This window comes from Rhodococcus sp. S3 (assembly GCF_058211795.1).
Window position 1 is genome coordinate 1,310,334 of the sequence record NZ_CM177074.1, and the last position, 22,122, is coordinate 1,332,455.

Genomic DNA, 22,122 nt, shown 5'->3' on the forward strand with positions numbered 1-22,122 from the left:
TCACGTGGTCACACTGTGACGTAGTTGCACCGTCACGCGGCGCACAACTCGACGCCGGCGTGACCCGTGGTCCGGAGTGTGCGGTGCGCGGTCATCCGGCGGATCCCGCGCGCGAGCAGTTGCTCCATCGGAAGATCCAGCGCATCGCACACGGACCGCAGCACCTCGGAGGATGCCTCCTTGCGCCCACGTTCGACCTCCGACAGGTACTGCTTCGACATCCCGACCGTGCGGGCGACGTCCTCGAGGCTGCGGTCCTGATCGCGACGCTCGTCGCGCAGGATCTCACCGTAGATCTGACGGAGCAGACGGGGTTCGGTGCCGTCGGCTCCCCGCACGGGAGTCCGTGCAGCCCGTGCCGCCCTCGCGGCGGTCGCCCGTGCCGCCTTCGCGGCGGTGGCGAAATCGATCACACGACCCTGCTCCGGCTCCATGCCGACCATTGTGCCGTCGATCCGGCGGCATCGGACCGGGTTCAGCCGAGGACGAACACCGCTCCGGCAGATGTGTAACGGGCCCGTAACCGCAGTTAACCGAACACATGACCTGGCGCCGATAACGTCGGCGCACCACGACGTATACAGCCGTGGATACAGGACAGGAGTTCGGGTGCCGACAGGATTGCACAGGCTTGCGGCTGCGCTCGACGCGCAGCTCGCGGACACCGACGCGGCATACGCCGCGACCTATCCCGGGACCGACGGTGCCCGCCAACCGGTGCACACCGTCTACGTCCCGGCCGACCGCTACGACGCCGGGATCGTGGCGCGGTGGGGGGCCGACGCGCTCGACGTCCTCGACACCCACATCGACGGTCCCGCGGACCTCGCCGCGGTCACCGGCATCGAACCCGAACTCGCCGAAGCCGTCCTCCCGCTCGTGGAGGCCAAACTGCGCACCGAACCGATCGAGGATCTGCGCATCGACTTCGAGGACGGGTTCACCCGCCCGGGCATTCCCGAGCACGAACGCGACGCCGACGAGGACGCCCACATCGCCCGCGCCGCCGCCGCGCTGGCGACCGATCCCACCGCGACACCCTTCGTCGGCATCCGGTTCAAGTCCTTCGAGGCCGCCACCCGGCGCCGCGGTCTCCGCACGCTCGACACCTTCGTCGCCGAGCTGACCGGAAAGTGCGCTCTCCCGGACGGATTCGTCGTCACACTGCCCAAGGTCACCGCGCCCGAGCAGGTCGCCGCCATGGTGACGGTCTGCGAACATCTCGAAGCCACCCACTCGCTCGCCGCGTCCCTGCGGTTCGAGATCCAGATCGAGACGCCGCAGGCGATCTGCGGCCCCGACGGCACCGCTGCCGTCGCCACCATGATCCGAGCGGCCCACGGGCGCTGTTCGGGGTTGCACTACGGCACCTACGACTACTCGGCCGCGTGCGACATCGCCGCCGAGTACCAAGCGATGGACCACCCCGTCGCCGACCACGCCAAGGCCACGATGCAGGTCGCGGCAGCGGGTACCGGGGTGCGGTTGTCCGATGGGTCCACCAATCGCCTTCCCGTCGGCACCCGCGACGAGATCCGCGCGGCATGGGGACTGCACGCCCGCCTGATCGACCGGTCGCTGCGCCGCGGCTTCTACCAGGGCTGGGACCTGCATCCGGCGCAGTTGCCCACCCGCTACGCCGCGACCTTCGCGTTCTACCGCCGGTCGCTGTCCACCGCCGCGGGACGCGTCGCGGCCTACATCGACCCGGCCCTGTCGTCGGGGTATCTCGACGAACCCGCCACCGCCCGTGCTCTCGCCGCCTTCCTCCTGCGGGGAACGAGCTGCGGAGCTCTCACCGAGAAGGAAGTATGCGATCGCACCGGCACGAATCTCGACCACCTGGCCCGGCTCGCGGGTCGACCGACGGCGGTGACGCGATGACCACCGTGATCCGCGCGCGACGCGCTGTGGTGGGGGACGAGGAACGCAGCTGCGCCGTCCACGTGCGCGACGGCCGCATCGTCGCGATCGAGGAATACGACGGTGCCGCTCCGACCGGTGCGCGGGAGACCGTCCTCGCCGACGACGAGGTGCTGCTCCCCGGCCTGGTGGACACGCACGTCCACGTCAACGAACCCGGCCGCACCGAATGGGAGGGCTTCGCGACGGCCACGCGTGCTGCCGCGGCCGGGGGAGTGACGACGATCGTCGACATGCCCCTCAACTCCATCCCGTCCACCGTCGACGTGGCGGCCCTCGAGGTGAAGCAGAAGGTCGCGGACGGGCAGGTCACCGTCGACGTCGGATTCTGGGGCGGTGCGATTCCCGGTAACCTCGCCGATCTCGAACCGCTCTGGGACGCAGGGGTGTACGGATTCAAGTGCTTCCTCGCGTATTCGGGTCTCGACGAGTACCCGCCGCTGGACCGCGAGCAGATGATCGAGGCGATGCGCGTGATCGCCGGCTTCGGCGGCCTGCTCATCGTGCATGCCGAGGACGGACCGACCCTCGACGCGCAGGACCCACCGGCCGGACCGCGCTACGACGACTTCCTGTACTCGCGACCACCGGTCGCCGAGTCCCGTGCCGTGGCCCAGGTGATCGACGGCGCGCGGCAGACCGGGTGCCGCGTGCACATCCTGCATCTGTCGGATGCGGGAAGCCTTCCGCTCGTGGCCGCGGCGAAGGCCGAGGGCCTGCCCGTCACCGCGGAGACCTGCCCGCACTATCTGTCGCTGTTCAGCGAGGAGATCCTCGACGGCTCCACACATTTCAAGTGCTGCCCGCCGATCCGTGAGGCCCGCAACCGGGAAGCGCTGTGGCGCGGCCTGGCCGACGGCACGCTCGACTGCATCGTCTCCGATCACTCGCCGTGCCTGCCGGAGCTGAAGAAGTTCGTCACCGGCGACTTCGGCGAGGCCTGGGGCGGAATCTCGTCGCTGCAACTCGGACTGCCCATCGTGTGGTCGGAGGCCCGCAAGCGCGGGCACACCCTCGTCGACGTGGTGCGCTGGATGGCCGGCCGCACCGCCGACCTCGTGGGACTGGCCGACCGCGGTGCCATCGCCGTGGGCAACAGTGCCGACCTGTGTGTCTTCGCGCCCGACGACGCCTTCGTCGTCTTCCCGGAGCGGCTGCACCACCGCAACGCCGTGACGCCCTACGCCGAACGCGCGCTGGCCGGGGTCGTGCGGCAGACCTGGCTCGCCGGTGAACCGCTCACCGTCACCCTCGACGCCACCGACCCCGCACCGCGTGGTGCGCTGCTCTCCCGAAAGGAAAACCGTTGACCGAAGCAGATTTCCTGCAACTACCCGATCTCGCCGCGCGATCGCTGGGCGGGGCCGTCGTGTTCGCGAACGACGAGTTCTTCGCGAGTCGCGAGAACCTGATCTCGCCGGGTGCACCCGATTTCGATCCGTCCGAGTTCGGGCACAAGGGAAAGGTCTACGACGGGTGGGAGACCCGGCGTCGCCGCGAAGCCGGGCACGACTTCGCGGTGGTCCGGCTCGGCGTTCCCGGCGTCGTCGAGGGCGTCGTGATCGACACCGCCTGGTTCACCGGTAACTACCCGCCCTTCGCATCCGTCGACGGGGTGAACCTCGACGGATACCCGACCGATCAGGAGTTGCTGGACGCGCCGTGGGAACCGGTCCTCGATCGCGTGGCCCTGAAGGGCGACACCGCGAACGCCTTCGCGGTGGACGACGACCGGCGCTGGACACACCTGCGCCTGAACATCTTTCCCGACGGCGGTGTAGCCCGATTCCGCGTGCACGGACATGCCCGTCCGGACCCGGCCTTTCTCACGGGCACGATCGATCTCGCAGCCCTCGAGAACGGTGGCGACGTCGTCGCCTGCTCGAACCGTTTCTATTCGTCGCCGCGCAACATCATCGGCCTCGGCCGCTCGCGGCACATGGGGGAGGGCTGGGAGAACGCGCGTCGCCGCGACGACGGCAACGACTACGTCGTGATCCGCCTCGCGGGGCAGGGCTGCGTCGACCACGTCGAGATCGACACCTCCTATTTCGTCGGCAACGCACCGGGAGCGGCACGCCTGAGCGGAATTCCCAGCGGGAACGCGATGTCCGACGAATCGTCCTGGGTCGAACTCGTGCCGCGCACCGCGCTGCTCCCGGACTGCCGGCACCGTTTCCGCGTCGATTCGCCGATGCCGGTGGAATTCGTGCGGCTCGACGTCTATCCGGACGGCGGCATCGCCCGCCTGCGCGTGAACGGACGACTGACCTAACTCCGACGCGGGTGCGGTGAGCGGTTCCTTACCCGCACGAAACACGATGACTCGAGCCCGAAAACTTCGGCCCCCAAGCTGTATCCGGCACCGTATACAGCACTGCATCCGAAATGGGAGCGATCACATGACCTCACCGCACCCCGTCGACGCGCGACTGCCGTTCCTCCGGCAGTTCGCGTTCGGCCTCCAGCATGTCCTGATCATGTACACCGGATGCATCACCGTCCCGTTGGTCTTCGGCGCGGCCGTCGGACTCGACCGCGACACCATCGCGATGCTCATCAGCGCCGACCTGCTGATCGCCGGTCTGATCACCATCGTCCAGAGTCTCGGTGTCGGCAAACTCGTCGGCGTCCGCCTGCCCATCGTCTGCGGTGCGACCTTCGCCGGCCTGACGCCGATGATCCTCATCGCGAAGGAATACGGCCTGCAGGCCGTCTACGGATCCATGCTGATCGGCGGCATCGTCGGTCTCGCCCTGGCCTGGCCCTTCGCCAGGATCATCCGCTTCTTCCCGCCGCTCGTCACCGGTGCCGTGCTCACCGTCGTCGGGATCTCGCTCATCGGCGTGGCGGGCGGGCTGATCGTCGGCACCGACCCGTCGTCGCCCACCTTCGCCTCGCCCACCAACATCGCCCTGGCCGTGCTGGTGATCGTCGTCGCCGTTGCCTTCCTCTGCCTCGGGCGCGGCATCTGGGCACAGCTCGGGGTGTTGATCGCCCTCGCCGTCGGCACCGTCGTCGCGGTTCCGCTCGGCCTGATCGACCTCGGCGGCGTGGCCGGCTCGGCGTGGGTGGGTCTGCCCGCGCCCTTCCACTTCGGCGCACCGGAATTCCCGATCACCGCGGTCGTCGCCATGAGCATCGTCATGGCCGTGGTCTTCGCCGAATCCACCGCGAGCATGCTCGCCGTCGCCGAGATCACCGGCAAGCGCGTCAGTAAGGGCGACATCGCCCGCGGACTCGCCGGCGACGGAGCGTCCGCTGTGCTCGCCGGTGTCTTCAACGCCTTCGTCGACACCGTCTTCACCCAGAACGTCGGTGCGGTGGCCACCACCCGGGTCTACAGCCGCTACGTCACCGCCACGTCGGGTGCGATCCTTGTCGTCCTCGGTGCCCTGCCGAAGGTGAGCTCGGTGGTCGCGGCGCTGCCGAAGCCCGTGGTCGGCGGTGTCGGCCTGATCCTGTTCGCCACCGTCGCCCTGGTGGGCATCAACACGCTGCGCTCGGTGGACCTGTCCGACCGCATCAACTCCACGATCGCCGCCGTCGCGGTGGGTGTGGGTCTGCTCCCCGAACTCGCCGAGGGCATGTTCGAGCGCTTCCCGTCCGCCGCGCAGATCCTGCTCGGCAGCGGCATCACGCTCGCCGCGATCGCGGCGTTCTCGTTGAACCTGCTGTTCAACCACACTCGTCTCGGGACACTGGCTCGCGCGTCCCGGTCCGGCACACCGGCCCCCGTCACCTCGGCCGGCACCCCCTCTCCCCACGGAGTTGCCCATGAACCAGTCGCCGTCTGACGCCTTCGTCGTTCCCGCCGTCGATATCGGCCCGTACGTCCGGGCCGGCGACGAGGCCGAACGCTCTCGTGTCGCCCGTGAGATCGACGAAGCCTGCAGCCGTGTGGGATTCGTCCAGATCCTCGGACACGGCATCCCCGATCCGGTGGTCGACGGCCTCGCCGGCGCCCTCGACGACTTCTTCGGTCTGCCGATGGACGACAAGCAGCAGTACCGGGTGGTCGGCGCGAACCGCGGATACAGCCCGCCGAAGAGCGAGTCGCTGAGCCTGAGCCTCGGCGTCGAATCCGCCAGCCGTATGAACGATTTCTTCGAGGCATACAACGTCGGCGTGGAGGCCCGGTCGTTCCCCCACCTGGACCTGTCGGAGGACGACTACGGACTCAACGTCTGGCCCGACGTCCCCGGCTTCGAGGACCGCGTGCAGACCTACTTCACCGAGGCCTCGCGGGTCGCGCGGACCCTCACCCGGATCTTCGCCGACGCGCTCGGGCAGGCCCCCGACTACTTCGAGCGGCTCACCGACCACTCGATCGACGTGCTGCGCATGAACAACTACGCGCTGCCCGAAGGCACTGTCGACCTCGACGGCGACCTCACCGGCATGGGCGAGCACACCGACTTCGGGATCGTCACCGTGCTGTGGGCCGACCGGGTCGCAGGGCTGCAGGTGCTCGGCACCGACGGCATCTGGCACGACGTCGAACCGCTGCCCGGCGCCCTGCTGGTCAATCTCGGTGATCTCACCGCCCGCATCACCGACGACCGGTGGATGTCGACGCTGCACCGCGTCAAGCCGCCGATCGTCGACGGCAGGATCCGGCGCCGTCGTTCGGTGGCGTTCTTCCACGACGGCAACGTCGACGCGGTGGTCTCCACGCTGCCCGAGTATGCGGGCCCGGAGCCCTACGAACCCATCCTGATCCGCGATCACATCAAGGCGAAGCTCGCCGGGTCGCGGCACGGCAAGGCCAACACCGCTGCCGTGCGGGAAGCCGCCCGTGTGCTGGCGGCGACGGGGGAGAACCGCGCGTGAGTCATGTCGTGCTCGTGCACGGCGCATGGGCCGGAAGCTGGGTGTGGGACACGCTGCTCGAACCGCTCCGCCGGGCCGGGCACGTCCCGCACCCGCTGGCGCTGCCCGGTGTCGGATCGTGGGGCGCCGACGACGTGACGCTCGACGACGTCGCCGCGGTCGTGGCCGATCGGGTGACCGGGCTCGACGGTCCGGTGATCCTCGTCGGCCATTCCGGTGGCGGCATCGTCGTCACGCAGGTCGCGGAGATGCTACCCGAGCGCGTCGCCGGGGTCGCTTACGTGGCGGGGATGATGCTCCCGTCCGGGGTCGACTTCGGGATGCTCTGCGACGGGCTCGGTCTCGAAGCGCCGGTGGGTATCTCACGCTGGCTCGAACCCACCGAGGACGGTCGCGGCACGATCGTGCCACCCGAGGCCGGCGCGGCGGTGTTCTTCCACGAGGCGGACGCGGCCGACGCGATCGGTGCCGCACGCCGACTCGTGCCGCAACTCGAAACCGCCCGGCTCATGGCGCCCACCTGGACACCGGAACGGTTCGGCGGCCTGCCGCGCCTGTACCTCGAAGCGACACTGGACCGTTCGGTTCCGATCGTCACCCAGCGGGAGATGCAACGCCTCACCCCGGGTGCGCAGGTCGTGTCGCTCGAGTCCGACCACGCACCCCAGCTGTCCGCCCGCGACGACCTCGCGGCGGCACTGGTGGAGTGGTGCGACTCCCTCAGGTAGACGGGCCGAGCAGGCGATCGACGATCGATCGCGCGGTCGGGATCGCGCTGTCGTCGCCCATGCGGGCTCCGGTGTTGGCTGCGGCGACGAGCGCGTCGAGTTCGAACGCGAGGGCGTGGGCATCGTGCCCGTCGAGATACCCGTCTGCCTGCGCCCTCGCGATCTCCGTCTCGAGGAGAGCGAACCACTCGGTGCGCTCGTCGCGCAGTGCGTCGTGGACCGGGCCGACTCGGCTGTCGAACTCGGTCGCGGTGGCGACGCGGAAGCATCCGCCGGGCAGGACAGGCCTGTCGATGTAGTCGAACCAGTGGTCGACGAGCGTCCGCAGACGCGGCATGCCCTCGGGTGCGGTCAGCGCCGGCCGGACGACATGTTCGACGAACACCTCGCGGGCGGACTGGACGGCGGCGAGCTGCAGATTCTCCTTCGTGCCGAAGAGGGTGGCGACGCCGCTCTTGCTCAGCCCCAGGTCGGCGGCGAGCCTTCCGATGCTCAGCCCGGTGAGGCCTTCGACGGAGGCCACGTCGGTGGCGTGACGCGCGATGGTCGCCCTGGCCCGCGCGCCCTTGAGCAGTCGCTGGTCGGAAATGTTCGGGTCGGTCACCCCACCATGGTGGCACTCGGGTCTTGCAATGTCGAACGTACGGTCGTACGGTCAGTTGTACGCACGACCGTTCGTGTTTTTGTGGGCGGCGTGCGACGATCTCCCTCGATATTCAGGAGGAACCGAGATGAATCGCACGGCCTCACTCAGTGACACTGCTTCACCGAATGGGGAGTTCCGATCGGAACTCGACGACCCGATGGTGCTGACCCCGCAGGCGGCGCGCGAGATGATGACCGGGATGCCGTGGTCCCGCTTCGCGGTGATCGGTGATTCGATCGCGGCGGGGATCGGTGATCCGTGGCCCGGATACGCCGACGTGCCGTGGGCGGACAGGGTGGCATCGACCATGAGATCCGTGCGGCCCGAGGTCGCCTATCTCAACACCGGCGCAGTCGGGGCCACCATCGGTGAAGTCCTGTCCGGGCAGATGGGCGCCGTCCTCGACTTCGGCCCGGATCTGGTGCACGTCAACTGTGGTGGCAACGACCTCTTCCTGCACAACGCGGGAATCGGGTCGGTGGAACGCGACCTCGACGAACTCTGCGCCGCGGTGACGGCCGGCGGGGCACGGCTGTCGATGTTCACGCTGGCGGATGCGTTCACCGGTCCGATGCTGCCGCTGCGGCCCCGATTCGTCGAGTTCGCCGACGTCGTTCGTCGGGTGGCCCGCCGGCACGACGCGATCCTCACCGAGTTCTGGGACCATCCGGCACGGCTGCGGCGGAACTGGCTGAGCGCGGACCGGATCCATCTCACGATGGCCGGACATGCGGTGGTGGCCTCCGAGGTCACCAGATCGTTGGCGCGCTTCGGCGACGGTGCGGCGTGAACTGCGGCGAACGACCGAGACCGACGTCGTGTGCGAAATCCGTCGGGAAATCGCACACGACGCCGGTCTCGTTCGTCCTACCGGGTGGTCTCGGGGTCAGTCGCCACCCTTGTACTCGACCTCGAACTCACCGGCCATGATCTTCTCGCGGTACTCCTCGAACAGTGCCATCGCCTCGGGCGAGATCTTGTCGACGAAGGCCGGATTGATGACGACGTCCAGGCCGCCTTCGGTGATGTCCACCTCGTAGTACTTCGCCGGGTCGACGTTGCCGGCCTCGACGTCGGCGATCATCGCGCGGAGGACCTCGTCGAGATTCCACACGACGGAGGAGACGACGTTCTCGGGGGCCAGCGGGGTCTGATCCATCGTGTAGCCGGCGACGCCGACACCGCGCTGCTTGGCGCCTTCGATGGTGGCCGCGTCGACACCGCACGTGGAGAACTGGTCGGCGCCCTGGTCGACGAGGGCGTTGACGGCCTCGAGGGTCTGGGCCGCTGCGTCGGACCATCCGCCGATGTAGGACGGACGCAACTGGATCTCACCGGGGCCCTTGTAGGTCAGGCGCGCGCCGTCGGCGAACGCCTCGATCTGGGCCTTGCACACCGGGATCTCGAAACCGGCGGTGCCGGCGAGGATGCCGGTCTCCGTCAGGTCGCCGGCGAGGATGCCGGTGAGGAACGAACCCTGGTAGAACGGCTGGCTGTAGTCGGCGAGGTTGGCGGTGATGTCGCCGAAGCCGCCGGGATAGGCGAACAGCACGTCGGGGTAGTCGGCGATGATGCCCTTGATGGGTTCGCCGTAGTTGAACGAGTGGCCGACGATGAGCTGGTTGCCGTCCTCCGCGAGGTCGGTGACGATCTGGGCGATCTGCTCCGAGGTCGCGCCCGAATCCTGTTGCACCACCGTCAGGTCGATGAGACCTTCCGCTTCGAGTTTCTCGGCGCCCTCGACCATGCCCTGGTTCCAGCCGACGTCGTTGACCGGACCCGAGGTGATGATCGCGGCCTTGACGACCCCGTCGGCCGAGCCGCTCCCACCGGAGTCGGAACTCGAACACCCGGTCACGGCGGCTCCGACGACGGCGGCGGCCGCCACAGCGGTACCCAATTTCTTCACGTGGTTCTCCTCGGGGAAGGGAGGGCTCGCGACTACGAGCCCCATGACTGACGGGAAAGCTGACGGAAAGCTATTTCGCGGGGACGAACGGGACGCCGAGCGCCTTCGGGGAATTGCTGCGCGAGAACCACACGGTGGTGGCGATGACCGCGAGCAGCGTCACCGCGTACGGCATGGCCTGGAACAGCTCGTACGGCACCGATGTGGCCTGCCCACCGGATGCGGCCTGCACGCGCAACTGGAAGGCGTCGACGAGACCGAACATGAAGCCACCGGCGATGGCGCCGAGCGGATTCCACCGGGCGAGGATGACGACACCGAGCGCGATCCAGCCGCGACCACCGGTGATGCCGTCCTGGAAGAAGCCCAGGCCGTCGATGACGAGCGCGCCGGCCATACCCGCTGCGGCGCCGGAGATCAGCAGCGTGCTCCACCGGGTACGGGGGACGGAGACGCCCACCGAGTCGGCGGCCTCGGGGCTCTCCCCGGCCGCGCGGATCGACAGGCCGAAAGCGGTGCGGGTGAGCACCCACCACAGGGCGACGACGATCGCGAGCGCGAGGTAGACGAGCGGGGACTGCGAGAACACGACCGGGCCGAGCACCGGCAGGTCGGACAGCACCGGAAGGTCGAGGGGCGTGGTGCCCTGGATGCGCGGCGGTGTGCCGGTCACGCCGAACACCTGCAGGTACAGGAAGGACGCGAGGCCGGTCCCGAGGATCACCACCGAGATGCCCGTGATGATCTGGTCGACGGCCATCGTGATCGTCAGATAGCCGACGATCGCGGCGATCACCAGGCCCGCGGCGGCACCGGTGGCGGCGCCGAGCATCGGTTGCCCGGTGTAGTACACCGTCACGAACGCGATGATCGCGCCGACCATCATCTGTCCCTCGATACCGAGGTTCATCAGCCCCGAGCGCTCGGCGAGGCACGCGCCGGCGGCGGCGAGGATGATCGGCACCGCCAGACGCAGCGCGGCGGTGAACAGCGGGACGAGCGCACCGGCGCCCAGGACGTCGGACCAGTTCATCGGGCACGCTCCACAATTCGGTTGGCGAGCAGCACCGTCAGGATCATCACTGCCTGGACGACGGTGCCGATGGACGCGGGGATCTCCTGGGTGCGCTGCACCGCCTGACTGCCGAGAGTGAGCCCGGAGACCAGCGCCGCGGCGAGGACGATGCCGAACGGATTGCGACGCCCGAGCAGCGCCACCACGATCGCGGTGAACCCGATCCCGGACGAGATCGCCAGGGACAGGCGGAACTCACTGCCCAGCAACATGATCGCTCCGGCGATACCGCCGAGGGCGCCGCTGATCAGAGCGGAGGTGACCACGGTGCGGGCGACGGAGATGCCGTTGGCCTCGGCGACGCTCGGGCTCTCACCGACGATCTGCGACGCGAAGCCGAACCGGGTCGAACGCATGAGCCACCACACCAGCGGCACCGCTGCGATCGCGACGAACACACCGATGTGGATGCGGGTGCCGGGGATCGTCGCGAGCACCGCCCAGTCGGGGATGCGCTCGGACTCGGGGGTGAAACCGTTGGGGTTGGCGAGGGGTTTGCGCACCGCCCACGCCAGTGTGTAGAAGACGAGGTAGTTGAGCATGAGCGACGAGATGATCTCGTTGACCCCGAGCCGCGCCTTCAGCACACCCGCGATGCCGCCGATGCACGCACCTGCGGCCGCGGCGGTGACGGCGACGATCGGGATCGCGATCCAGCTCGTCCCCAGCGGCATGCTCAGCACCACGGCCGTGGCGGTGATCGCGCCGACGTCGTAGTGGCCCTGCGCGCCGATGGTGATGAAGCCCGTGCGGTACGCGATCGCGTAGCCGAGCCCCATGAGCACGAGCGGCGTCATGCCCGTGAGCAGGCGACCGAGCTGCGTGTCGCCACCGAGCGCGGCGTCGAGCATCGTCGCGTAGGCCTGCCCGGGATTGCCGCCCGCGAGGACGATGAGGATCCCACCCGCCGCGAGACCGACGGCGACGGCGAGCAGCGGCACGCCGATGGTGGTCGCGAGGCCCCGGATCCGCGACGCAGTGGGCGGCTCGGGCGGTGTCGTCACCGGTGGACTGAGCGTGGCGGTCATGCTGCGGCCTCCTGGAATCCGCCCATGGCCGAGCCGAGGGCTTCGCGGTCGAACGGGCCTTCGTCGAACTCGGCGACGATCCGTCCGCGGTAGAGCACGACGATCCGGTCGGCGAGGCTGCAGATCTCGTCGAGATCGGACGAGATGAGCAGGATCGCAGCGCCCCGGGAGCGATGGTCGACGAGGGTGTCCCACACGAACTCGGTGGCACCGATGTCGAGACCGCGGGTGGGCTGGGCGACGACGAGGACGTCGGGCTCACCGTCGAGGACCCGACCGAGCACCACGCGCTGCGCGTGCCCACCGGACAGGGTGCCGGCGAGCGTGCGCGGGCTCTGGGCCTTGACCGACAGTGCGGCGATGATGCGCTCGGCGCGTTCACGAACGGCGGCCCGCGACAGGCGTCCCCAGCGACGCGCGAGCGGGGGATCGGTGTAGCTGTCGATCGCGAGATTGGTATCGATTCCCAGCGACTTGATCAGTCCTCGGGTGTAGCGGTCGGCGGGGACGACGCCGACACCGGCCTCGCGCATCGCGCGCGGCGACGAGGCGTCGATCTCCCGTTCGGCGACGACCACCGCGCCGGTGGAGTCGGGGGCGAGCCCGGACAGGACGTCCTCGAGGGCGGACTGACCGTTGCCCTCGACTCCGGCGACGGCGACGAGCTGCCCGGATGCGACCCGCAGGGTCACATCGTGCAACTGGCCGGGGACGGACACGCCGACCAGTTCGAGCATCCGGCTCCCGGCCGGTTCGGTGGCCGCACGACGGATACCGAGTCCGACCTCGCGGCCGACCATGTCGCGGGCGAGTTCGGCGGTGGTGACGCTCTCGGCGCCCTCCCCGCGGATGGGGCGTTCGGCGACGAGTCGCCCTCCTCGCAGCACACCGACCCGGTCGGCGGCCTCGAGGACCTCCTCCAGATGGTGGGTGATGAGCACGATCCCGACGCCTCGCTCGGTGGCGAGTCGGCGAACCTGTGCGAGCAGTGAATGCACCTCGGCCGGCGCCAGATTCGCGGTCGGTTCGTCGAGCAGCAGGTAGCCGGCGCCCAGGTGCAGGGCGCGCAGGATCTCGACGCGCTGTTGCTCGCCGACCGACAGGTTCTCCACGCGTGCGGTGGGGTCGCAGGCGAGGCCGGTGTCCTCCGCGAGGGCGGCGATCTCGGCCTCGGTGCGCCGCAGTCGTTTCCGGCCGACCACTCCGCGGGAGCGGCCGAGCAGGAAGTTCTCGGCGACCGTCATGCTCGGCACGAGCATGAAGTGCTGGTGGACCATGGCGATCCGCTCCCGGCCTCCGTCGGCGAGCGACTTACCATCCACGGCAATGGAACCGGAGTCCGGCGGGAGCAACCCGGTGAGGATGCGCATCAGGGTCGACTTGCCGGCGCCGTTCTCGCCGAGCAGCGCGTACACCTCGCCGGGCCGCACATGCAACGACACGTCGCGCAGGACGGTGTTCTCACCGAAGGACCGGTGGATACCGCGCATCACGACGCCCTCGGCGGGAACCGATTCCGTCGCTCCCGCAGCGGTGGTGATGCTCGCGGGCGAAGTTGCTGTCACCATACGGTGGGACCTTCCGAGTAATCGCTATGTGTTGAGTCGAGACGATCCAGGGTTGTAATTGAGCGGCCGTGTCCGATTCATGACGATTGTGTTTCGGGCGGCGGGAGGGGATGGAATTCGTGATGCCGACGGAGAGCGCAGTGCCGGAACAGGATCGCGTCGCCCGGGTGGGCAGCGTCATCCGCGCCGTTCGCAGACAGGAGGGACTCACCGCGCGGGCGCTGGCCTCGCGCGCCGGGGTCAGCCAGGCGTTCCTCAGTCAGGTCGAACGGGGCCTCAACGCGCCCTCGCTCGCGACGCTGTACAGGATCGCCGACGCGCTCGGACGGTCGCCGTCGGACTTCCTCGATCCGGCGCTTGCCGACGACGTACTGGTGGTGCGCGCCGAGGGACGCCTCGCGCGGGCGGTGATGGGAACCCCTGCGGCACCGGTGACCTGGATGGCCCGCGGCAACGGAGCGATCGCCGAGGTGTACCAGTACGAGATCGGCCCGGACGACGACATCGCCGGCTGGTTCCGTCGCTCGGACGATCTCGTGCTGGTCATGACCGGCGGACGGCTCGAGGTGGAGGTACGCGGACGCCCGGCGGTCGAGCTTGCGGAGGGGGACTGCCTGTTCGCCGCGGCGGGGACCGAGATGCAGTGGCGCCATCGGGGTTCGGTGCCGGCTCGCCTGGTGCTCTGCGTCGGAGCGCGTTCCCAGGATCCGTAACACGGTCCTCACCGCAGCGAGACGGACCCGCAGCATCGCAGGAATTAACTCAGAGCGATCATCGGTCCGTTCCTGCCAGGAGTCACCCATGGAATCCCTGCCTCTCATCGATCTGCATCCGCTGCGCGACGGGAGCGACCCGTATGCCGTCGCCGACGCGCTCGACGCCGCGTGTACCGACCTCGGCTTCTTCGTCGTCACCGGTCACGGACTCGACCCCGACCTCCGTGCGGCGACGATGGAGCAGGCGCGGCGCTTCTTCGCGCTGCCCTTCGAGGAGAAGATGGAGATCGCCATCGCGAAATCCACCTGCCACAGCGGATACGTGCCGTCGAAGACCGAGACACTCGACCCCACCGTCGGAGCCGACGGCAAGGAGGCCTTCGACATCACCACCGACCGTGCGGCCGATCATCCGGAGGTGATCGCGGGCACGCCGCTGCACGGTCCGGCACAGTGGCCGGCCTCGCTGATGCCCGGCTTCAAGAGCGTCGCCGACGAGTACGCGAAGGCATGCCTGGACATCAACGCTCACCTCATGCGCGGTCTCGCACTCGCTCTCGGTCTCGACGCCGACGCCTTCGTGCCGATGTTCACCGACCCGCTCGCGTCGCTCCGTATGCTGCACTACCCACCCGTTCCCGTCGGCGACACCGCACTCGGCATCGCGCCTCACACCGACTACGGCTCGTTGACGCTGCTCGCCCAGGACGACATCGGCGGGCTGCAGGTCGCCGCGCGGGGCGGCGGGTGGATCGACGTCGTGACCCCGCCCGACGCGCTGATCGTCAACCTCGGCGACATGATCGCCCGATGGACCAACCACCGCTACGTCTCCACCCGTCATCGCGTGCTCAATCCCACGCACGGACACCGCTATTCGCTGCCCTATTTCGTCACTCCGGACTACCACGCCGTGATCGAGGCGATCCCGACCTGTGTCGAACCGGGTGCGGAGCCGATCCATCCACCGATCGGGGCCGGCGAGTACCTGCAGTCGCGGTTCGAAGCGACGCACGCGTACCTCGGGGCCCCGACCGACGATCAGATCGACAAGCACACCGTCTTGGTCTCCAAGTAGTTCTCCAGCCCGGCGGCGCCGTTCTCGTAACCCCAGCCGGACTGCTTGTGGCCGCCCTTGACCAGTTCGGGGGAGAAGTAGGAGTGGCAGTTGATCCACACGGTGCCGGCGCGGATCGCGTCGGCCACCCTGTGGGCCCGCGACAGATCCGATGTCCACACGCTCGCCGCGAGACCGTAGTCGGTGTCGTTGGCCCAGGTGATCACTTCGTCGGGATCGTCGAAGGGTGTCACCGTCACGACCGGGCCGAAGATCTCCTCGCGCATCATCGGCAGATCCGGGGCGGCGTCGACCACCACGGTGGGCTCGTAGAAGCTGCCCGTCTCGCCCACCATGCGACCACCCGTCACGACCGTGGCACCCGCGCGGACTCCGTCGTCGACGTAGGACGCCACCGTCTCGCGGTGCCGCAGGCTCACCAGCGGCCCCAGGTCGGTGTCGTCGTCGAGTCCGTGGCCGAGCCGCAGGGTGTCCGCAGCAGCGGCGAGACCGTCGACGACCTGCTCGTAGACGCGCCGTTCGGCGTAGATCCGGGAACCGGCAACGCACACCTGCCCGCAGTTGGCGAAGATACCGCGCGCGAGACCGGGGATCGTCAGCGGCAGATCGGTGTCGCCGAAGACGACCGCCGGGGACTTTCCGCCGAGTTCGAGGGTGAGCCGCGAGAGATTGCGGGCTCCGGCCGAGGCGACGAGCTTCTTCCCGACCTCCGTGGACCCGGTGAACGTCACCTTGTCCACCCCCGAGTGTTCGGCCAGCATGCGCCCGACCTCGCCGCCACCGGTGAGGATGTTGACGACCCCGTCGGGAATTCCGCTCTGCGCGAGCAGTTCCCCGAACCGCAGGGCGGTCAGCGAGGTGTCCTCGGCCGGCTTGAGCACGACGGTGCATCCCGCGGCGAGCGCCGGCGCCAGCTTCATCGCGGCCATGAGCAGCGGTGAGTTCCACGGCACGATCGCAGCCACCACACCGACCGGTTCGCGCACTGTGTGCGCGACGACCTTCCGTCCCGGAGGTGCGTAGGTGATCGAGGGCGTGACGGTGGTCCCCGTGATCTTCGTGGCCCAACCCGCGTAGTAGCGGAACTGCTCGGCTGCGGAGGGGATCTCCGCGAAACGGGAGGTCGCCCAGGCTTTCCCCTGGTCGAGGGTCTCGAGTTCGGCGAGTTCGTCGGCGTGGGCGTCGATGGTCTCGGCGATCCGCCACAGCACGCGAGCGCGGGCCGCGGGGGTGCACGACGCCCACTCGTTCTGCAGGGCGCGGCGCGCGGCGGCGACCGCGGTGTCCACCTCGCCGGCTCCCGCCGACGCGAGCGTCGCGAGCGGCACGCCGGTGGCCGGGTCGATCGTCTCGAAGGGTTCGCCGGAACCGGGGATCCACCGGCCGTCGACGAGCAGCGATTTCGTGCCGTCGCGGAGGAAGTCGGCGCAGTACCGGGGGAGGGCGGAGGTGATCACGTGTCTGCTCCTCGGGGATGGACGGGACGGAACGGCAGGGCGCCCCAACGCAGTCCCTTGGCCTTGAGCCAGCGCCGGTAGGTGACCGACGAGGCGTCGGCGCGGGTGGGGATCTCGTCGCGCGGATCGAGCGGCAGTAGCAGCGGACGCTGGTTCTCGACGATGATGCGGTCCTGCAGGAAGATCACCTGCTCGAACTGCACCAGTTCGGTGTGCGTGGAATCCGGGTCGACGAGGTACATCACCGGTTGTGCGCGGCACAGGGTTTCGTCGATCGGCTGGATGAACAGGGCGATCGCGTCGAGACGGGTGGGATCGGAGGGCGAGACCCGGTAGAGCATCACCTGATACGGATTCGGGACGCGGTAGGTCAGTTGCGCGAACGTGCCTTCGGAGGCCGCGGAGATCTGCGGCTGGAAGAACGTGCAGTCGGTGGCCCACACCTCGTCGGTCTCCCGGCGGATCTCCCACTTGTAGCGTGCGACCTCCGTGGCGGCCTCGCCTCCGAGGATGCCGGTGTGCACGAACGGGAAGTGCGCCATGTCGAGGAAGTTCTCGACCACCCGGCCGGGCGACGACCGCAGCGTGACCCACCCGCACGGCACGTAGCGCCGGTCGGGTTCGTCGGCCTCGTCGATGGGGAAGACGTCCTTGTCGGGGGTGCCGAGCGTGGTCCACACGAACCCGTATCGGCGTTGCACCGGAAGCACGGCGTCGCCGTCGCGCACCGTCGGTTCGCCGTCGGCGTCGACGCTGCACTCGATGTCGGCGCCGAGCAGGCGGGTGCTCACGACGCCCTCGGCGACCTCCTGTTCGGAACAGACCGGATACCACTGGTTCAGCACGACCGGGTCGTCGCAGCGTGTGGTGATGCTGGTCGTCACGACAGTCTCCTCTCGGTTCCGGTGATCAGCGCGGCCGCGCGCTCGGCGAGGGCGATCACGGGGGCGTTCGTGTTGCACGACGGGAGCACCGGGATGACGGAGGCGTCGACGACGCGCAGTCCGTCCACGCCGTGGACACACAGGTCCGGGTCGACGACGGCGTCGGGTCCCACGCCCATCGCGCACGTGCCACCCGTGTGGAAGAAGGTCGCGCAGCTGGAGCGGACGAAGGCCTCGGCGTCGGTGCGGCCGAGACGACGGTCCGGTGCGGCGGGTGCCTCGACCAGTTCCTGTAGCGCGGAGGTCTCGGCGAGGTCGAAGATGCGGTCGAGGCCGGCGACGAGGGCGTCGAGGTCGCGGGGATCGGACAGATAGCGCGGATCGATGATCGGTGCTGTGCCCGGATCCGCGGACCGCAGGCTCAGCTGTCCGACGCTGTAGGAGCGCATGAGACCCGGGGAGATCGCGAAGACGTCGCCGGTGACGTCGTAGCGTGCGGCCACCTCCGGGGTGGCGTGCGCACCCTGGACGACGAAGGCGTGCAGGTCGGGCAGGTCCAGCGACGGGTCCGAGCGCCAGTTCAGGATCGCGCCGCCGCCGTTGTCGCGGACCGGCCCGAGCGGGTTGCGGGCCCGGAAGTTCACACCCATAAGCAGGGGATGGTCCTGAAGGTTGCGTCCGACACCGGGAAGTGCGGTGTGGACAGGGATTCCGTGTTCCTGCAGGTGCGCGGGATCGCCGATCCCGGAGAGCAGCAGCAGGTGCGGGCTCGAGATCGCACCGGCACAGAGCAGGACCTCGGCGTCGGCACGGACCACGGTGTCCGTGCTTCCACTGCCGTACCGCACACCGACGCACCGGTCGCCGTCGAACACCAACCCCGACACCGTGACGTCGGTGCGCACGGTGAGATTGGGCCGGGTCCGCGCCGGATCGAGATAGGCACGAGCCGTGCTGACGCGATGGCCGTCGTCGATCGTGAGGTTCGCCAGGGAGGCGCCTTCGATGTCCGGTCCGTTGCAGTCGTCGAGCACGGCCATGCCGAGTTCGGCTGCGGCGTTCAGCAATCCGGTGGCGATGGGATGCGGGTCGGCGGGCCGGGTGATGCGCACCGGGCCTCCGGCGCCGCGGAAGGCGGTGGCGCCGCCCTCCCAGTCCTCGGCACGGCGGAACCAGGGGAGCAGCGACGCGAAGTTCCAGCCCTTCGCGCCGGCGGTCTCCCACGCGTCGTAGTCCGAGGGGTGCCCGCGATACCAGAGCATCGCGTTGAGGCTGCTCGATCCGCCGAGAACCCGGCCGCGGGGGATGGGCACGGCGCGACCGTCGAGCAACGGGTTGGGCGCGTAGCTGTGCCCCCAGTCGTAGTCGCCGCCGAGCAGTCCCGCCCAGGTCGCCGGCGCGTCGATCGAGGTGAGACCGGCGTGGTCCGGTCCGGCCTCGAGGAGCAGCACGGTGGTGTCGGGATCCTCGGTGAGGCGGGCGGCGAGGACGCACCCCGCCGACCCGCCGCCGACGACGACGTAGTCGAATCCGTCGGTTGTGTTCACTTCAGTTGTGTTCACTGGGACCCATGATGGTGATGCCCTCCGTCGCCTCCACGTGGCGAACGAAGATGTACTTGTCCTCCCGGCCGTCGCTGTGCTTGCGCTTGATGCCCGGCTGCACGACGCTCGAGACCTTCGCGACGAGCACGTACGGCTCGTCGGCGGACAGCCCTGCGACGCAGTGCTTGTCGAACTCTTCGAGGGTCTCCGCGGTGTAGGCCTTCTCGATTCCCGCTCCGCGGGCGATCGCGGCAATGTCGACCTTGCCCTTCGCCGTGTGGGTCGGCGGCCCACCGATGGACTGGTAGCACTCGTTGTCCCACACCACCGTGAACAGGTTGCGGGGCTGCTCGTTGGCGAGGGTTGCGAGGATGCCGAGGTTGAACAGCATGCCGCCGTCGGTGTCGAGCGAGACGATGCGGCGGTGCGGCAGGCCCACCGCGAGACCGAACGCCTGCGGGGTCACGCAGCCGAGCTGCTGCTGGAACAGGCTGGCCTCGCGCATGTGCGGGGCGGCGTTGTACCACTCGTCGACGCTCGCGCCGAGGGAGAGGATGACGAGTTCGTTCTCGAGCCGGGCGGCGAGTGCCTGCATGCACTCGAATCGGGTCATGCGCATGGTGGTCATCGGACGAGTCCTCCTCCGAGGGCGATGGCGGAATGGTGGTAGGCGGAATAGGACCACTCGAACGCGTCGTGGATGGCGCGTTCGATCGCGTCCTCCTCCCGCACGATGCGGTACGGGATGCGCAGGGCATCGAGGATCGGCTCCATCGTGATGCCGTGCGGCACGGCCCACCAGTTGTTCTCGCCGAGCTCGCCGCGGTAGCTCATGAGCATGATCACCGGGATGCCGGCACCGAGGCCCATGCGGGCGAGGGGTTCGACGGACGCACGCAGGCCGGAGTTCTCCATGATGAGCGCGGCACGCTTGCCGGACAGGAAGATTCCGCCGCAGATCGCGGCGCCCTCACCCTCGTTGGTGACCTGGATGGTGCGGATCGTGGGGTGCGCGTCGAGGGCGGGGTAGAGCTCCTTGAACAAGGAGTCGGGCAGGTAGCACACGGTGGTGACGCCGGCCTTCTCCAGGCCGCGGATCACCGCGTCGACGGTGGACTGTTGCATGTGGCGTCCTTTCGGAATGTGGGCGGTCGGAAAGATCAGGGGAAGACGGGGATTCCGGGCATCTCCACGAAGCCGGGAAGTTGCTTGATGCGCCGGATCCAGCTGCGCAGGGCGGGGTAGCGGTCGTGGTCGATTGCGATGTCCCGGCTCAGGGCAGCGGCGGGGAACAGGGCGATGTCGGCGACGGTCGGCCGGTCGGCGGCCACCCATGCGTCGTCCGTCGTGCGGGACGCGAGGAGGTCGTCGAGCGACTGCACCACCGCGCGAGCGGCCGTGGTGTCGACGGGATCCGTCGTGTACAGCGATCGTTCCCGGCAGGAGTAGAACTGTTCGAGCGGTCCGGTCGCGAAGTCGATCCAGTCGTCGGACGGTGCGGCCCATGCGGTTCCGCCGGAGATGTGGACGAGGACGTCGATCGATCCGACGAGGGTCGCCGTTCCGGTCTCGAACACCGGAAGTACGCCGGTGGGGGTCAGCTCGCGGTAGGGCGGTTCGAGGTGGGCGCCACCGGGGAACACGTCGACCGGTTGCACGCGATGCTCGACGCCGAGCAGCGCCAGTGCCAGTCGTACGGAGTAACACCGCGGGTCGAGCGGGAAGTCGTGCAGGACAGGGATGCTCATGAGACCACTACCTCTCGCGCGGACGACACGGAGTCGCGGAGCTCGTGCAGTCGGTGGACGAGGGCGTTCACGGTGTCGGCCGGGACGACGCCGGCGGCGACGACGTGCACGGCCGTGGTGTGCGCGTCGATCGTCTGGATGCCGGCGATCACGTCGGTTCCGTCGATCGTGCCAGTGGCGACGGCACCGGTTCCGTCCAGGCCGAGGAGGGCGAGGGCGGTGTCCCGGTCACCGTCGATCCACACCGATCGCACCGGGGTGATCGCCGTGTCGGGAACGTCGGGTGCGCCGTCGGCATCGGTGGGGGCCACCCACACGAATCCGGCGCTCTCGACGGTCCGATACTGCTGCGGTTTCACGGTTTTCGGCGGTTCCATCCGCGGGTGGGCAGGGACGTGTCTGCACGCGCCGGCGCCGTCGAACTGCCACCCGTGGTAGAGGCAGACGAGGCGGTCCTCGCGGACGAATCCGAAGGACAGGCGCATGCCGCGGTGCGGGCAACGATCGGCCCACGCGTGCACGGCGCCGTCGGTGCCGCGCCACAGCGCGACGGAGTCCCCGTCGACGGTGGTGCCGGTCGCGGTGCCGGGCTCGATGTCGCGGGCGAGAGCGACGGGAGTCCAGACGGTCATGGGGTCGGGTTCCTCTCGGTCGAAGTGAGATCGAGGACGACATTGGTGCCGGGGGCGAGAGCGCAGGCCGTTTCGAGGGCGTCGACGAGGTCGGGGTCGCCCTCGGTGCGCAGCTCGATGCGATGCCGGGTCGCAGTGACGACGGTGGCACGTACCTGCAGCAGGTCGGCGCGGGCGGCGACGAAGTGCGCCATGGCGCCCGGATCGAATCGTCCTACCAGCGTGAGGGTGGACGAGATCGTGCCGCACATGTCAGCAGTGGGTGCGCCGGCCGTGGAAGGGGCTCGGTGTCGGGGAACATCGCATGGAAACCTCCGGGGACGTGGGGTGCTTCGTCTGCGACGGCCCTCGCG

23 protein-coding genes are annotated in these 22,122 nt (G+C 69.1%); 9 read left to right on the forward strand and 14 right to left on the reverse strand.

The genetic code is table 11. From position 1 onward, the window contains the following. Positions 1 to 32 precede the first annotated feature (32 nt). Positions 33 to 443 carry a helix-turn-helix domain-containing protein gene (locus tag AC0LPE_RS06175; RefSeq protein ID WP_160874871.1) on the reverse strand — a complete coding sequence of 137 codons (411 nt, stop codon included), beginning with the start codon at positions 441 to 443 and terminating at the stop codon, positions 33 to 35. A gap of 166 nt (positions 444 to 609) precedes the next feature. On the opposite strand from AC0LPE_RS06175, the gene AC0LPE_RS06180 reads away from it, so the two are divergent. The 6 genes from AC0LPE_RS06180 to AC0LPE_RS06205 all read left to right on the forward strand — a co-directional run bounded on the left by AC0LPE_RS06180 (position 610) and on the right by AC0LPE_RS06205 (position 7,484). Next, positions 610 to 1,884, forward strand: a complete 1,275-nt coding sequence (locus tag AC0LPE_RS06180; protein ID WP_490605810.1) for a DUF6986 family protein — start codon at positions 610 to 612, stop codon at positions 1,882 to 1,884. Beyond that, positions 1,881 to 3,233: an allantoinase AllB gene (gene allB / locus AC0LPE_RS06185; protein ID WP_160874867.1), complete on the forward strand. Its 1,353-nt coding sequence runs from the start codon at positions 1,881 to 1,883 to the stop codon at positions 3,231 to 3,233. The genes AC0LPE_RS06180 and allB overlap by 4 nt, the downstream gene beginning before the upstream one ends. Continuing rightward, complete coding sequence (gene alc / locus AC0LPE_RS06190; RefSeq protein ID WP_449116419.1) at positions 3,230 to 4,198, forward strand: allantoicase; 969 nt, start codon at positions 3,230 to 3,232, stop codon at positions 4,196 to 4,198. Before allB ends, alc begins: the two co-directional genes overlap by 4 nt. Before the next feature lie 127 nt (positions 4,199 to 4,325). Beyond that, on the forward strand, positions 4,326 to 5,720 hold the full coding sequence (locus tag AC0LPE_RS06195; RefSeq protein ID WP_019288016.1) for a uracil-xanthine permease family protein: 1,395 nt from the start codon (positions 4,326 to 4,328) through the stop codon (positions 5,718 to 5,720). After that, positions 5,701 to 6,756: an isopenicillin N synthase family dioxygenase gene (locus tag AC0LPE_RS06200; RefSeq protein WP_019288017.1), complete on the forward strand. Its 1,056-nt coding sequence runs from the start codon at positions 5,701 to 5,703 to the stop codon at positions 6,754 to 6,756. The genes AC0LPE_RS06195 and AC0LPE_RS06200 overlap by 20 nt, the downstream gene beginning before the upstream one ends. Continuing rightward, positions 6,753 to 7,484, forward strand: a complete 732-nt coding sequence (locus AC0LPE_RS06205) for an alpha/beta fold hydrolase (RefSeq protein ID WP_301846879.1) — start codon at positions 6,753 to 6,755, stop codon at positions 7,482 to 7,484. Before AC0LPE_RS06200 ends, AC0LPE_RS06205 begins: the two co-directional genes overlap by 4 nt. Here the strand turns inward: AC0LPE_RS06205 and AC0LPE_RS06210 are convergent. Then, a complete protein-coding gene (locus AC0LPE_RS06210) occupies positions 7,477 to 8,088 on the reverse strand; it encodes a TetR/AcrR family transcriptional regulator (RefSeq protein WP_301846882.1) in 612 nt (203 codons plus the stop codon). The genes AC0LPE_RS06205 and AC0LPE_RS06210 overlap by 8 nt on opposite strands. Positions 8,089 to 8,215: 127 nt before the next feature. Between AC0LPE_RS06210 and AC0LPE_RS06215 the strand changes: the two genes are divergently transcribed. Further along, the gene (locus tag AC0LPE_RS06215) at positions 8,216 to 8,920 is read left to right on the forward strand and encodes an SGNH/GDSL hydrolase family protein (protein WP_490605811.1); all 705 of its coding nucleotides are present in this window, start codon (positions 8,216 to 8,218) and stop codon (positions 8,918 to 8,920) included. A gap of 96 nt (positions 8,921 to 9,016) precedes the next feature. Here AC0LPE_RS06215 and AC0LPE_RS06220 read toward each other — a convergent pair whose 3' ends face one another. The 4 genes from AC0LPE_RS06220 to AC0LPE_RS06235 all read right to left on the reverse strand — a co-directional run bounded on the left by AC0LPE_RS06220 (position 9,017) and on the right by AC0LPE_RS06235 (position 13,710). Continuing rightward, a complete protein-coding gene (locus AC0LPE_RS06220) occupies positions 9,017 to 10,039 on the reverse strand; it encodes a BMP family protein (RefSeq protein ID WP_253249921.1) in 1,023 nt (340 codons plus the stop codon). Positions 10,040 to 10,109: 70 nt separating this feature from the next. Continuing rightward, a complete protein-coding gene (locus AC0LPE_RS06225) occupies positions 10,110 to 11,072 on the reverse strand; it encodes an ABC transporter permease (RefSeq protein WP_145692698.1) in 963 nt (320 codons plus the stop codon). Then, complete coding sequence (locus AC0LPE_RS06230; protein ID WP_490605812.1) at positions 11,069 to 12,142, reverse strand: ABC transporter permease; 1,074 nt, start codon at positions 12,140 to 12,142, stop codon at positions 11,069 to 11,071. The genes AC0LPE_RS06225 and AC0LPE_RS06230 overlap by 4 nt, the downstream gene beginning before the upstream one ends. Continuing rightward, positions 12,139 to 13,710, reverse strand: coding sequence for an ABC transporter ATP-binding protein (locus tag AC0LPE_RS06235; protein ID WP_490605813.1), 1,572 nt, complete (start codon positions 13,708 to 13,710; stop codon positions 12,139 to 12,141). The genes AC0LPE_RS06230 and AC0LPE_RS06235 overlap by 4 nt, the downstream gene beginning before the upstream one ends. A gap of 140 nt (positions 13,711 to 13,850) precedes the next feature. Here AC0LPE_RS06235 and AC0LPE_RS06240 point away from each other — a divergent pair, with 140 nt between their 5' ends. Next, a complete protein-coding gene (locus AC0LPE_RS06240) occupies positions 13,851 to 14,423 on the forward strand; it encodes a helix-turn-helix domain-containing protein (RefSeq protein ID WP_490605814.1) in 573 nt (190 codons plus the stop codon). 88 nt (positions 14,424 to 14,511) lie between these two features. Then, positions 14,512 to 15,504 carry an isopenicillin N synthase family dioxygenase gene (locus AC0LPE_RS06245; protein ID WP_301846895.1) on the forward strand — a complete coding sequence of 331 codons (993 nt, stop codon included), beginning with the start codon at positions 14,512 to 14,514 and terminating at the stop codon, positions 15,502 to 15,504. Here the strand turns inward: AC0LPE_RS06245 and AC0LPE_RS06250 are convergent. Genes AC0LPE_RS06250 through AC0LPE_RS06285 form a run of 8 tightly spaced genes read right to left on the reverse strand, consistent with a single transcriptional unit; the run spans position 15,468 to position 22,020 of the window. Further along, a complete protein-coding gene (locus AC0LPE_RS06250; protein WP_301846897.1) occupies positions 15,468 to 16,961 on the reverse strand; it encodes an aldehyde dehydrogenase family protein in 1,494 nt (497 codons plus the stop codon). The two genes, AC0LPE_RS06245 and AC0LPE_RS06250, sit on opposite strands and share 37 nt — an antisense overlap. Further along, entirely contained in the window at positions 16,958 to 17,845 is an 888-nt protein-coding gene (locus tag AC0LPE_RS06255; protein WP_490605815.1) for an aromatic ring-hydroxylating dioxygenase subunit alpha, read from the reverse strand. The genes AC0LPE_RS06250 and AC0LPE_RS06255 overlap by 4 nt, the downstream gene beginning before the upstream one ends. Beyond that, complete coding sequence (locus AC0LPE_RS06260; RefSeq protein WP_490605816.1) at positions 17,842 to 19,392, reverse strand: GMC family oxidoreductase; 1,551 nt, start codon at positions 19,390 to 19,392, stop codon at positions 17,842 to 17,844. Before AC0LPE_RS06260 ends, AC0LPE_RS06255 begins: the two co-directional genes overlap by 4 nt. 1 nt (position 19,393) lies before the next feature. Then, positions 19,394 to 20,017: a thiamine pyrophosphate-dependent enzyme gene (locus AC0LPE_RS06265; RefSeq protein WP_016693650.1), complete on the reverse strand. Its 624-nt coding sequence runs from the start codon at positions 20,015 to 20,017 to the stop codon at positions 19,394 to 19,396. Next, positions 20,014 to 20,514: a thiamine pyrophosphate-binding protein gene (locus AC0LPE_RS06270; protein WP_016693649.1), complete on the reverse strand. Its 501-nt coding sequence runs from the start codon at positions 20,512 to 20,514 to the stop codon at positions 20,014 to 20,016. The genes AC0LPE_RS06265 and AC0LPE_RS06270 overlap by 4 nt, the downstream gene beginning before the upstream one ends. 35 nt (positions 20,515 to 20,549) lie before the next feature. Continuing rightward, positions 20,550 to 21,137, reverse strand: a complete 588-nt coding sequence (locus tag AC0LPE_RS06275) for a glutathione S-transferase family protein (RefSeq protein ID WP_301846911.1) — start codon at positions 21,135 to 21,137, stop codon at positions 20,550 to 20,552. Continuing rightward, positions 21,134 to 21,769, reverse strand: a complete 636-nt coding sequence (locus tag AC0LPE_RS06280) for a Rieske 2Fe-2S domain-containing protein (protein WP_490605817.1) — start codon at positions 21,767 to 21,769, stop codon at positions 21,134 to 21,136. The genes AC0LPE_RS06275 and AC0LPE_RS06280 overlap by 4 nt, the downstream gene beginning before the upstream one ends. After that, complete coding sequence (locus AC0LPE_RS06285; protein ID WP_255027380.1) at positions 21,766 to 22,020, reverse strand: hypothetical protein; 255 nt, start codon at positions 22,018 to 22,020, stop codon at positions 21,766 to 21,768. The genes AC0LPE_RS06280 and AC0LPE_RS06285 overlap by 4 nt, the downstream gene beginning before the upstream one ends. Between the last annotated feature and the right edge of the window lie 102 nt (positions 22,021 to 22,122).

Coding starts and splice junctions, on each gene's coding strand:
- AC0LPE_RS06215 (WP_490605811.1), top strand. CDS start 8,216: ATGAATCGCACGGCCTCACTCAGTGACACTGCTTCACCGAATGGGGAG.
- AC0LPE_RS06265 (WP_016693650.1), bottom strand. CDS start 20,017: ATGACCACCATGCGCATGACCCGATTCGAGTGCATGCAGGCACTCGCC.
- AC0LPE_RS06200 (WP_019288017.1), top strand. CDS start 5,701: ATGAACCAGTCGCCGTCTGACGCCTTCGTCGTTCCCGCCGTCGATATC.
- AC0LPE_RS06275 (WP_301846911.1), bottom strand. CDS start 21,137: ATGAGCATCCCTGTCCTGCACGACTTCCCGCTCGACCCGCGGTGTTAC.
- AC0LPE_RS06195 (WP_019288016.1), top strand. CDS start 4,326: ATGACCTCACCGCACCCCGTCGACGCGCGACTGCCGTTCCTCCGGCAG.
- AC0LPE_RS06270 (WP_016693649.1), bottom strand. CDS start 20,514: ATGCAACAGTCCACCGTCGACGCGGTGATCCGCGGCCTGGAGAAGGCC.
- AC0LPE_RS06280 (WP_490605817.1), bottom strand. CDS start 21,769: ATGACCGTCTGGACTCCCGTCGCTCTCGCCCGCGACATCGAGCCCGGC.
- allB (WP_160874867.1), top strand. CDS start 1,881: ATGACCACCGTGATCCGCGCGCGACGCGCTGTGGTGGGGGACGAGGAA.
- AC0LPE_RS06235 (WP_490605813.1), bottom strand. CDS start 13,710: ATGGTGACAGCAACTTCGCCCGCGAGCATCACCACCGCTGCGGGAGCG.
- AC0LPE_RS06285 (WP_255027380.1), bottom strand. CDS start 22,020: ATGTGCGGCACGATCTCGTCCACCCTCACGCTGGTAGGACGATTCGAT.
- AC0LPE_RS06245 (WP_301846895.1), top strand. CDS start 14,512: ATGGAATCCCTGCCTCTCATCGATCTGCATCCGCTGCGCGACGGGAGC.
- AC0LPE_RS06225 (WP_145692698.1), bottom strand. CDS start 11,072: ATGAACTGGTCCGACGTCCTGGGCGCCGGTGCGCTCGTCCCGCTGTTC.
- AC0LPE_RS06175 (WP_160874871.1), bottom strand. CDS start 443: ATGGTCGGCATGGAGCCGGAGCAGGGTCGTGTGATCGATTTCGCCACC.
- AC0LPE_RS06230 (WP_490605812.1), bottom strand. CDS start 12,142: ATGACCGCCACGCTCAGTCCACCGGTGACGACACCGCCCGAGCCGCCC.